Origin of the sequence: Lactiplantibacillus songbeiensis (genome assembly GCF_005405125.1) — a bacterium.
In the GTDB taxonomy this organism is placed as follows: domain Bacteria; phylum Bacillota; class Bacilli; order Lactobacillales; family Lactobacillaceae; genus Lactiplantibacillus; species Lactiplantibacillus songbeiensis.
Genome location: NZ_BJDL01000043.1, coordinates 1 through 11,566 on the forward strand (window position 1 = coordinate 1; position 11,566 = coordinate 11,566).

Here is an 11,566-nt window from a genome sequence, read left to right on the forward strand (position 1 = left end):
CATGGCCTTTTTGACTAGTCTGAATAAAGAACTGGTCTAGTAGAGCAGGTGTTGCACTTCAATTTTAAATCGAGGAATAAAATAATCGGTAAAACAATGCCAAACTTTTCTTTATTGTGATTCATGATAACCCCTTACCTCAATCTAAATTAACGATGTGCCGTTTAGCACTTCTGAGCGAATGGATTAATCATAGGACAAGTTTAAAGCTTTGAAAATTACCAGATTAACATACTAGTATACGGTCTACGTATACTAAGCCACGATAATTTGAGTCTCAAGTCGTTTAGAAAAACTTGATTAACGCTTAAACGATGACTTTTAGTCTGCGTTTTAGCTATAAAGCGTGCTAAAATTCAAACGCATTTTTATCAATAAGTATTAAATCACGCAAAAAAAAACGCCAGTCAGCAACTTCAGTGCTAACCAGCGTTTAAATTTAGCGTTACGTTTTACTTTGTCCCGAATAACCGGTCGCCAGCATCGCCCAAACCAGGCACGATGTAGCCATCTTCATTCAAATGGTCGTCTAATGCGGCCGTGTAAATGTCGATGTCTGGGTGAGCTTCTTGAAGGGCTTTAACCCCTTCAGGTGCAGCTACTAAGCACATGAACTTAATGTTGCTTGCGCCCCGCTTCTTCAACATGTCCATTGCCATAATTGCGGAACCACCAGTCGCCAACATTGGGTCAACAACAAATAATTGCCGTTGCGAAATATCACTTGGTAATTTCACAAAATATTCAACAGGCTTCAGCGTCTTTTCGTCACGGTACATCCCAACATGCCCAACTTTAGCAGCTGGAATCATGTTTAAGACACCATCGACCATGCCAAGCCCGGCCCGTAAGATTGGCACAATGGCCACTTTCTTACCGGCTAACGTCTTTTGCGTGGTCTTAGTAATTGGGGTTTCAATTTCAATATCTTTTAATGGCATATCGCGTGATACTTCGTACGCCATTAACGTAGATATTTCATTGACCATTTCCCGAAAGACTTTTGTCCCACATTCTTTTTCTCGAATGATGGTTAACTTATGCTGAATGAGCGGATGATTCAAAACCTCAAACTTACCCATGTTACTTTGCACGCTCCTTAGTGATTTCTTTCTATTGTAGCTAACTTGGAGCGAAAAAACCAGACCTCTTGCGAATTAGTTAGTCAACATCGATCGGATGTTTAGCAGTTAAGGCCATCGCCTTAGCCTTGACATCATCGAGATTGCCCGCGTTTTCGGGATCTTGTAAGGCTTGCAAAATTAATTTGGCAACTTCGGCGGCTTCAGCTTCATTGAACCCACGGGTGGTAATTGCCGGTGTTCCTAACCGAATTCCAGAAGTCTTAAAGGCGCCTAAAGTTTCATTAGGAATCGCTTCTTTATTGACCGTGATATAAACCGTATCTAATAAATCTTGAACTTGACGCCCATTTAAGCCAGATTTAGTAACATCTAGCGTCATCAAATGATTATCAGTCCCACCAGAAATGACCCGGACTAGGTCGGACTCGTTAAAGACGGTAGCCATAGCTTGCGCGTTTTTAATAATCTGTTGGGCATAAACTTTAAATTCTGGTTGTAAGTCTTCACCCAAGGCAATCGCTTTGCCCGCAATCACATGGTCTAATGGGCCACCTTGATTGCCTGGGAAAACGGCAGAGTTAATCTTCTTACCATATTCAGCTTTAGCCAAGATCAAGCCGCCACGTGGTCCCCGCAACGTCTTATGCGTCGTCGTTGTGACGACATCTGCGTATGGCACTGGGCTTGGATGCAACCCAGCAGCAACTAACCCGGCAATGTGAGCCATATCAACCATTAACAAGGCGCCCACCGCATCAGCGATTTCACGGAACTTGGCAAAGTCGATAATGCGACTGTAGGCTGAAGCCCCAGCTACGATTAACTTCGGCTTGAAGGCTTGTGCCTGCGCCAAAATCGCGTCATAATCCAATTCTTCTGTTTCGGGATTTAAACCGTACCCTTGGAAATCATACAGTTTGCCTGAAAAGTTGACACTTGAGCCGTGCGTTAAATGACCCCCGGCATCTAGGGACATCCCTAAGACGCGATCACCGGGTTGGATCAACGCCATATACGCAGCGGCATTGGCTTGTGAACCGGAATGGGGTTGCACATTGGCATATTCGGCACCAAATAGTTCCTTGGCCCGTTCAATAGCTAACGTTTCAACTTGGTCGATAAATTCATTACCACCGTAAAATCGGTGACCTGGATAACCTTCAGAATATTTATTGGTGAGGACACTGCCTTGAGCCGCCCGGACGCCTTTTGAGACGATGTTTTCAGACGCAATTAACTCAATGTTGTGTTGTTGACGAGCCTGTTCCTTACTAATTGCAGCCCAAACTGCTGGATCTTGTTCTTGGTAATTCATGAATATTCTCCTCCATTTCGCAAGTGACAACTTTCGGGTTTTCCCGACTTGGCATTATTATACCCTAAAATGTGTCTGACCGGCAGATTTATTTAGCCGATTCATGTAAGCTGCGCCAAGTCCTTGATTATCAAAGGCTTGAGCCAGAATATCCTTGATTGAAGTTTCGGTATCGAAGTGCCGTAGTCCGGCAAACAAGTTTCGGCTTGCCGATTGAACGTCATTTCCTAACGAATATTGTTCGCAATTTGCTGGTAGTTTGTTAGCTTTCAAAACAGTGTCCGTCGCCATCACGCCCATTGGCACATTTTGTTGTGCCGCCCAGGTCAAAGCTGCTGGCCAATCGGTCACGTGATCGACAATATATACTTGGGCATCTGGTGCATAGTGTTTGTACTTCATACCGGGCGCCTTGGGAACTTCAGTAGCCCCAACATGATGCTGCTCAGTTAAGACCGGTTCATCAATCACCGCTTCAATGGCTTCCGCAGTGACGGCACCAGGCCGTAAGATCGCCGGTTGGTCGCCAGATAAGTCTAAAACAGTGGATTCCACCCCGACTTTGGTCGCGCCATCATCTAAAATCCCCGCAATCTTGCCGTCCAAATCATGTAAGACATGTTGCGCGGTCGTTGGACTCGGCTTACCAGACGTATTCGCTGATGGCCCGACAATCGGCGTTTTAGCTGCTTTAATCAGTGCAATCGTCGCGGCATTAGCGGGATTACGAAAGGCCGCGGTCGTCAAGCCCCCCGTAACTTCAGGGGCCAACGCATCGGGCTTCAAATTAAAGATCATCGTCAATGGGCCTGGCCAAAAGGCTTTAATCAACCGTTTAGCATTAATCGATAAGGGCTTAGCAAAGCGTTCTACCGTTGCGACATCCGCCACGTGAACAATCAACGGATTATCGCTTGGCCGCCCCTTGGCTTGATAGACTTGCTTGACGGCCGCTACGTTTGTTGCATCGGCACCTAAGCCGTAGACCGTTTCGGTCGGAAAAGCTACTAATTGACCGGCCGCAATCAGAGCAGCGGCTTGATCAACAGCACTTGGTTTAAAAACTTTAGTTTCCATATTAATCTCAATCCTTCTTTTCTGACAATTATGGTAAGGCCACGCGTAACATCCGATCGTGCCCCGCCATGTCTTGACGCAAGGTCACTTCCGCGGTTGGTAACGCTTGTTCAAATAACTGTTGAACCGCGGGACCTTGGTGATACCCAAATTCCAAATACAACCGGCCATGCGGCGCTAAATGGGCTGCCACGGTTTGGGCCAATTGTTCATAAATGGCTAAGCCCTGGTGATCGGCAAACAACGCTTGTTTGGGCTCATAATCTAAAACGTTGGCATCCATGACCGCCGTTTCACTCGTGGCAATATAAGGCGGATTGCTGACAATCACATCATACGACGTCGCCGGTAATCCCGCGAACAAATCGCTTTGGTAAAATGTCACTGGCAGCTGCAATTCCTGCGCGTTTTGTTTGGCCACCTGCAAAGCGGCCGCTGAGATATCACTGGCAGTTAGTTGCCATGCTGGTCGTTCTGCTTGTAGGGCTAACGCAATCGCGCCAGAACCCGTCCCAATGTCTAAGACGGTTACTGGCGATGTGGCGTAATCGGTTAAGATCCAGTCGACTAATTCTTCGGTTTCGACTCGCGGAATCAAAACGGCCGAATCCACATGTAAGTCGAGCCCGTAAAACGGCGCTCGGCCTAAGACATACTGTGCGGGTTCACCAGCCACGACCCGTTGAATTGCGGCTTGATAGTTTTTCCAAATGGCTGACGGTAATGGCTCACGATAATGAACTAATAACTGCGTTTGATCTAATTTCGTCAACCCTAATAACAAAAAACGTGCGGCATCAGCGGGTTGGTTAGCCGTTGTTAGACAAAAAGAAGCCCATCGCTGGGCTTCAAAGTAAGTTGGCTGCTTCGGCAACTTAGTCATTGGCTAAGCGCTCGATTTTCTTAGTTTGATCGGCTAAAATCAACGCGTCGATGATTTCATCTAATTCACCGTTCATGACCCGGTCTAACTTATTCAAGGTCAAGCCAATTCGATGATCGGTCACCCGGTTTTGCGGGAAGTTATACGTCCGAATTCGTTCGGAACGATCCCCAGTCCCAACCGCGGACTTCCGTTCAGCATCGTATTGGTTTTGTTCCCGTGATTGATAGTAATCATAGACCCGTGCCCGTAAGATTTCCATCGCTTTGGCCCGGTTTTGTTGTTGTGACCGTTGATCTTGCATTGAGACCACAATCCCGGTTGGCAAATGCGTCATCCGCACCGCGGAAGAAGTCTTGTTAATATGCTGACCACCAGCACCAGATGACCGGAAGACATCGACCCGGATATCTTTTTGGTCAAGCTTGATATCAACATCCTTGGCTTCAGGCATGATACCGACCGTTGCTGTTGACGTATGAACCCGGCCAGCCGATTCCGTCACTGGGACCCGTTGAACTCGGTGAGCGCCACTTTCATACTTCAGCTTCGAGTAAACTTTTTCCCCGGAAATAATTAAGACGATTTCTTTAAAGCCCCCGACTTCGGTTTCGTTACGGTCAGCGACTTCAATATTCCAGCCTTGACGTTCCGCATACTTGGAGTACATGTTGAATAAGTCAGCGGCAAATAAACTGGCCTCGTCCCCACCAGCCGCGCCATGGATTTCCATGATGATATTTTTATCATCGTTAGGATCTTGTGGCAACATTAATAAGGTGATTTCATGTTCCAATTGGTCTTTTTGGGCGTTCAAGTTCTTCAAATCGTCCTTGACCATTGCATTCATCTCATCGTCGAGCTTTTCACGCAATAATTCGTCATTTTCTTTAATTTGGTCAGTAACATCCTTATATTGCTTGTACTTTTCAACCGTGTCACGAATGCTAGCTTCTTCTTTCGACAGCTTTAAGAACCGTTGCGTATCCGCAATAACTTCAGGATCGCTTAACAGTTCGCCGAGTTCTTCATACCGGTCGGCAACCGCTTGTAATTTATCAAAAAACTTATCCATACGTGTTTAATTCCTCACTTTGTTAATTTCGGCGGACAGAAGTAATGACGACGACAAACTGGGAAGTACGCTTGATTCCCCCCGATTTGAACTTGGTCACCTTCATAGACTGGCTGACCATCGTTATACCGCAAGTTCATGATCGCCTTTTTCCGGCAGAACCAACAGATCGTCTTCATCTCTTCAATCTTATCCGCATACAACAACAGATATTTACTACCTTCAAATAATTCATTCTTAAAGTCATTCTTTAACCCAAACGTCATGACGGGGATCTGCAGGTCATCCACGATATGCGCCAGTTCTAAGATATGATGTTTCTTTAAGAATTGGGCTTCATCAATCAAGATACACGCCGCATCAGTATTGATCTTTTTAACGGTCTCTAAAATGTTCGTGTCATCATAAATGGTGACGGCATCGCGTTTTAGACCAATCCGACTGCTGACGACACCCACACCATCGCGGCTATCCAAACTACTGGTCATAATAATGATTGATTTATGCTGTTCCTCATAATTATGGGCGACTTTTAAAATCTCAATCGACTTACCACTATTCATTGCGCCATATCGAAAAAATAACTGTGCCAAGCTCCTCGGTCCCCTTTTTTACACATTTCTAATTAATTATAGCCGATTTAAGCCCAAATTTCAGCATTCAGTTATGAAAACTGATTAATGATTTCATAAAACCGAGTTAAACCCAACAGTATCGCTTTTCTTTTAACCACGTTCAGTATAAAATACTTGGGAGTACTTGAACGCGTTTAGACTGCTTTTGGTGATTGCTAACTTGCCGCCTACCGGTTGGGTCCTAAAACTATTAGAACCAATACGATCCAGTTAATTAACGCCGGGCGGCCCAGAATTGGCTCAGTGGTGTCGTTTATCTTGGTCGGTGATTTTCCGGCCTAGATAAAGCCCGGCTTATGAGACCGCACTTTGGCTCATAAACGTGGCCACCACGTTCCAGCCGATTCTGGGCCAACCAGAGTGGCAATTAAGTCTTAACGATCACCAAACACAGTTAATTAAAAAGTAAGGGGCAGTATCGATGTCAATCAATAGTCTTTTGGCAACTTGGACCGGTAAGTCAGCTTATTGGTTCTTGCATACCTTCCGTGGCGGCGGTAGTTCGCTACCCGGAAAATTAGCATTGAAGCTTGATCCAGCAATTTTAAAACATTTGGCACGCAATTATGACGTCATCGTCATTACTGGAACCAACGGGAAGACGTTAACAACGGCGTTAACCGTCAAAGTCTTGCGGACACAGTACCCAGACATCCTCACCAATCCCAGCGGCTCAAACATGAAGCAAGGGATTGTCACGACGTTCTTAACGGCACCACGGGCGCATCAAAAACCATTAGCAGTGTTAGAAGTCGACGAAGCCAATGTCATTATGGTCACGAAATACATCACCCCGAAAGCTTTTGTCTTCACGAATATCTTCCGGGATCAAATGGATCGTTATGGCGAAATCTATACCACTTATCAAAAGATTTTGGATGGTGTGGCCTTGGCACCAGAAGCGACGATTATTGCAAACGGTGATCTACCGTTATTCAATTCAAAAGAGTTGCCAAATCCAATTTTATACTATGGCTTTGACTATCAAGCCGATGGTGACGAACATGCCCCCGCCAATACGGACGGCTTACTCTGCCCCCGTTGTCAGCATATTTTGCATTACCGTAATCGCACATACAGTAACATGGGCAAGTATTTCTGCCCCAATTGCGGCTTTGAACGACCACAACTAACTTATAAACTCAATGCGTTGACTAACATGACGCCAACGTCTTCAGACTTTGAAATCAATGGTCAAGCGATGCATTTAAACATCGGTGGTCAATACAACATCTATAATGCCTTGGCCGCTTATGCGGTGGGCCGCTTTATGGATGTCCGCCCAGCTCAAATTGCTCAAGCGTTAAGTGATAATGACGAACAAGTCTTTGGTCGTCAAGAAATCTTCCATGTCGGCGACAAAGATGTCACGTTGATTCTAGTGAAGAACCCCGTTGGCCTCAACCAGGTGTTACAAATGATTGGTACCGATACCCGGCCGTTCTCATTTGCGGCACTATTGAACGCGAACTACGCCGACGGGATTGATACGAGTTGGATCTGGGATGGTGACTTTGAAGCATTACCGAAGTTGAACGTCCCTGCTTATATTAGTGGCGGTGAACGCTACCGCGATATCACATTCCGTTTGAAAGTCGCGGGCGTCCCCACTGACAACTTAACGATCGTGCCTGATCTAACGAACATGACCGCTGAGATTCAAAAATTACCGACGAAGCAAGTTTACGTGGTTGCCACTTATACCGCGATGTTGCAGTTACGTAAACAATTGGCCAGTCAAGGCATTATTGATGGAGGGATGGCTTAATGGCAACTTACACGTTAAACGCCGCCCATCTATACGGCGACTTAATGAACACTTACGGCGATATCGGCAACATCTTAGCGATGGGGTACTATGCTAAGGCAGTCGACGCCGAAATTAAGACTGAACTGATTAGTTTGGATGATCCATTCGACCCCGACAAATACGATTTCGTGTTATTCGGCGGTGGACAAGATTATGAACAAACGATTGTCTCGAAAGATTTGCAAACAAAAAAGGCCGCTTTAACGAGCTACATCGAAAATGATGGGCCATTCTTAGCCATCTGTGGTGGTTTTCAAATGCTTGGTCACTACTATATTGGTGCTCAAGGTGAAAAGATTCCTGGCATCGGCGCTTTAGATCACTACACCCTTAGTCAAGATCATAACCGGTTCATTGGGAACATCACGATCAAGAATGCCGAAACCGGTCAAACCTATTATGGCTTTGAAAACCATAACGGGACAACTTTCCTTGGTAAGGGTGAACGACCATTAGGCACCGTTGAACAAGGTAACGGCAATAATGGCCAAGATAAATCAGAAGGCGTGATCTATAAGAATACCTTTGGCTCATACTTCCACGGACCAATCTTGGCGCGTAATGAAGCGCTCGCTAAACGCATCTTAAAGTTAGCCTTACAACGTAAATATCCTGACGCTGACTTCAGTGCTTTAGACCAGTTAACCGAAGATTTAACGAAAAATGTCACGATCAAGCCCTAATTAAAAATCACGTCCAGCTCATTTAATGGCTGGACGTGATTTTTTAGTTAACCCCTAAAAGCTATAAATAAATATTATAGACTTTAAAGAAGTAATTATTAGCAAACTGATAGCCACAGCTTTTAACTAAAAAAAGATTGATATCAGTCAGTTGCCGATATCAATCTCGATTATAGTTTCAGGTGTTTAACTAATTACGCTTTTTCGCCGGGTTCGGAAGCGATGATTTGTAAATCACCCTTCAAAGTCCACTGTTTAACATTAAATGGCAAAATAAAATGAACACCCTTCTTCAACGGATAATCCTTACCATCAACCGTAATACTCCCGGCCCCATCTAAGACTGAGACCAACGTATAAGGTGCCTTACCGCGATTAAACGTCGCTTGGCCGTCAGTTAACCGCCATTGCCAAACACCAAAGAATGGCGATTGCACGTATTTCGTAACCGTCGCATCACCAACTTGGGTCTTCGTAATGTCTAACTTAGGATCTTCATGCGGGACAATCGTGGTATCAATGGATTGTTGTAAGTGCAATTCACGCTTCTTGCCAGTCGTCTTATCAACCCGATCCCAATCATACAACCGATAAGTCGTATCGGAACTTTGTTGCGTTTCTAAGACCATAATCCCTTTACCAACCGCATGAATAGTGCCAGATGGGACGTATAGGAAGTCACCGGGCTTAACCGGTACCCGCCGGAATAATTTATCCCATTCGCCGTTGTGAATCCATTCAGCCAATTGTTCACGGGTCTTAGCATAATGTCCATAAACCATGGTGGCCCCTGGTTCCGCCGCAATTACGTACCAGCATTCCGTCTTGCCAAGTTCGTGTTCATGTTCAGCGGCGTAAGCATCGTCAGGATGCACTTGGACTGATAAATCTTCACTAGCATCCAAGATCTTCGTCAATAATGGGAAGACATCGCCTTTCGCATTGCCGAAGACATCACGATGTTGTTCCCAGACCTTATCCAAGGTCATGCCAGCGTAAGGGCCATTTTCGACTGTCGCTGGGCCATGAGGATGAGCTGAAATAGCCCAGCATTCACCAGTATGGTCACTAGGAATTTCATAACCAAAGTCACGCTTGAGACGAGTTCCGCCCCAGATTTTTTCGTGAAAAACGGGTTTTAAGAAATAAGGTTCACTCATTGCACGCACACTCCATTTATTTGATTTAATAATTAAAGTTTAGCATAAATGAAAGCGGTTGTGAAACCAGTCTAACTTAAAATGTAACCGTATCCGCAACCCAGGCCGCAATCAAGCGCCGCCGAGCCGGTAAAAACGCGTTATTCGGCGCCGTTGGATGCACCCGATTGGCTAAGAAAACTAAGGCAGATTGGGTTTCACGATCCAACATATAGAGCGTCCCCGTATAGCCCGTATGGAAAATAATCGGTTGTCGGGCCGCACTCGCATGCCACAGATTCCACCCAAAGCTACGTCGCAACTGCTGATTCGGGGTCCAATCTTGGTATAAACTGGCAATCGTCGCTTCATCTAACACTGCTGGAACTGACGTTTGACCAAGCATGAACTGCGCAAAGATCACTAGATCTTCCACGCTGGCAAATAACCCAGCCGACCCGCAATGTTCACCGAGCACGCGGGCTTTCGGATCATGCACAACACCTTGCAGTAGCCCGGTCGTTGGCGAATACACCGTGGGCACACATTGGGCTTTAATTGGTGTAAACGTGGCGTCCGGCAATCCCAGTGGCTTGATGATCCGGTCGGTAATCGCCGTTTGAATTGGCTCACCAACCAGTTTCTCAATCACTAACCCAGTTAAGATCAAACCTAAATCCGTATACACCACCCGATGATTCAAGTTGGCTTGGCTGACCGGCAGCTTTTGAATCGCCGCCAACAAGTCCGCTGCAGGTAAGGCATTCCGATTCGGAATATACCCGCTCAACCCACTCGTATGGGTCATAAAGTTCAAAATGGTCGCTTGCCGATTCTCAAAAGCCGGTAAATAATCATGAATCGGCCGGTTAATGGCCAGCTCACCATGCGCCATTAATTGCGCCGCTAGCGTCGTCGTCCCAATCACCTTCGTCACCGAAGCGAGATCATACAGCGCGTGCGGCCACAGTGGCTGTACGGTTGGCAGGACTTGTGCAACGCCCACTTGAGCTGTTTCGATTTGGTCACCATGCATCACCGCATAGCTGGCACCCGGAATAATTTTTTGATCAACCATTTGTTGAATTTGTGCTTTTGTTCGTTCAAAACTCACCGTTATCTTCACCCATTCTGTTTTGCTTCTCTTATTAGTTAGATTAAACTTGCCACTCTGGTTGGGCCAGAATCGGCTGGAACGTGGTGGCCACGTTTTTGAGCCAAAGAACGGTCTCAAAAGCCGGGCTTTGACTAAGTCGGAAAGTCACCGACTAAGTCAAACGACACCACTGAGCCAATTCCGGCCCGCCCGGCGTTAATAAACATCTATTTATCAATTACTGAATGCTAGAAACAACCGGTTACTACCATGACATCATTTCACTTAGTAGCCATCTTTTCACAGTCGTTTCCGTTGAATAGTATATAAAAATTTTGGTCAAGAATGTCCCTCGAAGTGCCTGTTAGTCTTTAAGTCACATCTAACACACTTAGTCTACTAGCAATTTAACTTTGACGATACGCGACTTGATCATTAACCCGTTAATTAGCGCAAGGCGGGCTGGATGATGCTCAGTGGTGAAATTTCACTTAGTCGGTGATTTTTCCGACTTAGTGAAAGCCCGATTTGTGAGACCGCCCTTTGGCTCACAAACGTGGCCACCACGTTCCAGCATCAATCCAGACCAACTGGAGCGGAAAGCTAACAATTAATAACTTACAGTGTAGGCGTCTTTACGATAACTGACCACCCTTTTTAGCAAAGCTTGCAAGAACAACATGTTTGCACCAATACAAAAATACTAAGCTTAGAGGCATAGAAGTTACCCGACGGGGTGCTCCTATGCCTCTATTACTTTATAGTGGT

The 11,566-nt window shown here is 45.7% G+C and carries 10 protein-coding genes; 2 read left to right on the forward strand and 8 right to left on the reverse strand.

Annotated features, from left to right (window positions below; translation table 11 throughout):
- Positions 1-452: 452 nt before the first annotated feature.
- From upp to FFM77_RS13700, 6 genes are all read right to left on the reverse strand, one after another.
- Complete coding sequence (gene upp / locus FFM77_RS13675) at positions 453-1,082, reverse strand: uracil phosphoribosyltransferase (protein ID WP_137628778.1); 630 nt, start codon at positions 1,080-1,082, stop codon at positions 453-455.
- Between the two features lie 79 nt (positions 1,083-1,161).
- Positions 1,162-2,400, reverse strand: a complete 1,239-nt coding sequence (gene glyA / locus FFM77_RS13680; protein WP_137636333.1) for a serine hydroxymethyltransferase — start codon at positions 2,398-2,400, stop codon at positions 1,162-1,164.
- A 57-nt stretch (positions 2,401-2,457) separates the two neighbouring features.
- Positions 2,458-3,477, reverse strand: coding sequence for an L-threonylcarbamoyladenylate synthase (locus FFM77_RS13685; RefSeq protein ID WP_137636334.1), 1,020 nt, complete (start codon positions 3,475-3,477; stop codon positions 2,458-2,460).
- 28 nt (positions 3,478-3,505) lie between these two features.
- Entirely contained in the window at positions 3,506-4,360 is an 855-nt protein-coding gene (gene prmC, locus FFM77_RS13690) for a peptide chain release factor N(5)-glutamine methyltransferase (protein ID WP_137636335.1), read from the reverse strand.
- A complete protein-coding gene (prfA, locus tag FFM77_RS13695) occupies positions 4,353-5,435 on the reverse strand; it encodes a peptide chain release factor 1 (RefSeq protein ID WP_137636336.1) in 1,083 nt (360 codons plus the stop codon). The genes prmC and prfA overlap by 8 nt, the downstream gene beginning before the upstream one ends.
- A 14-nt stretch (positions 5,436-5,449) precedes the next feature.
- On the reverse strand, positions 5,450-6,028 hold the full coding sequence (locus FFM77_RS13700) for a thymidine kinase (protein WP_137636337.1): 579 nt from the start codon (positions 6,026-6,028) through the stop codon (positions 5,450-5,452).
- Positions 6,029-6,491: 463 nt separating this feature from the next.
- Here FFM77_RS13700 and FFM77_RS13705 point away from each other — a divergent pair, with 463 nt between their 5' ends.
- Positions 6,492-7,838: a Mur ligase family protein gene (locus tag FFM77_RS13705; protein WP_137636338.1), complete on the forward strand. Its 1,347-nt coding sequence runs from the start codon at positions 6,492-6,494 to the stop codon at positions 7,836-7,838.
- Positions 7,838-8,563 (forward strand): type 1 glutamine amidotransferase, encoded by a 726-nt coding sequence (locus FFM77_RS13710; protein ID WP_137636339.1) that lies wholly within the window; start codon positions 7,838-7,840, stop codon positions 8,561-8,563. Before FFM77_RS13705 ends, FFM77_RS13710 begins: the two co-directional genes overlap by 1 nt.
- A gap of 194 nt (positions 8,564-8,757) precedes the next feature.
- Here the strand turns inward: FFM77_RS13710 and manA are convergent, their stop codons facing one another.
- Positions 8,758-9,723 (reverse strand): mannose-6-phosphate isomerase, class I, encoded by a 966-nt coding sequence (manA, locus tag FFM77_RS13715; RefSeq protein ID WP_137636340.1) that lies wholly within the window; start codon positions 9,721-9,723, stop codon positions 8,758-8,760.
- Between the two features lie 76 nt (positions 9,724-9,799).
- Positions 9,800-10,816, reverse strand: coding sequence for a serine hydrolase domain-containing protein (locus FFM77_RS13720; protein WP_223876850.1), 1,017 nt, complete (start codon positions 10,814-10,816; stop codon positions 9,800-9,802).
- Between the last annotated feature and the right edge of the window lie 750 nt (positions 10,817-11,566).

Bases quoted from the DNA above. Each gene is read 5' to 3' on its own strand.
- upp (WP_137628778.1), bottom strand. From the start codon at position 1,082: ATGGGTAAGTTTGAGGTTTTGAATCATCCGCTCATTCAGCATAAGTTA.
- prmC (WP_137636335.1), bottom strand. From the start codon at position 4,360: ATGACTAAGTTGCCGAAGCAGCCAACTTACTTTGAAGCCCAGCGATGG.
- FFM77_RS13685 (WP_137636334.1), bottom strand. From the start codon at position 3,477: ATGGAAACTAAAGTTTTTAAACCAAGTGCTGTTGATCAAGCCGCTGCT.
- prfA (WP_137636336.1), bottom strand. From the start codon at position 5,435: ATGGATAAGTTTTTTGATAAATTACAAGCGGTTGCCGACCGGTATGAA.
- glyA (WP_137636333.1), bottom strand. From the start codon at position 2,400: ATGAATTACCAAGAACAAGATCCAGCAGTTTGGGCTGCAATTAGTAAG.
- FFM77_RS13710 (WP_137636339.1), top strand. From the start codon at position 7,838: ATGGCAACTTACACGTTAAACGCCGCCCATCTATACGGCGACTTAATG.
- manA (WP_137636340.1), bottom strand. From the start codon at position 9,723: ATGAGTGAACCTTATTTCTTAAAACCCGTTTTTCACGAAAAAATCTGG.
- FFM77_RS13705 (WP_137636338.1), top strand. From the start codon at position 6,492: ATGTCAATCAATAGTCTTTTGGCAACTTGGACCGGTAAGTCAGCTTAT.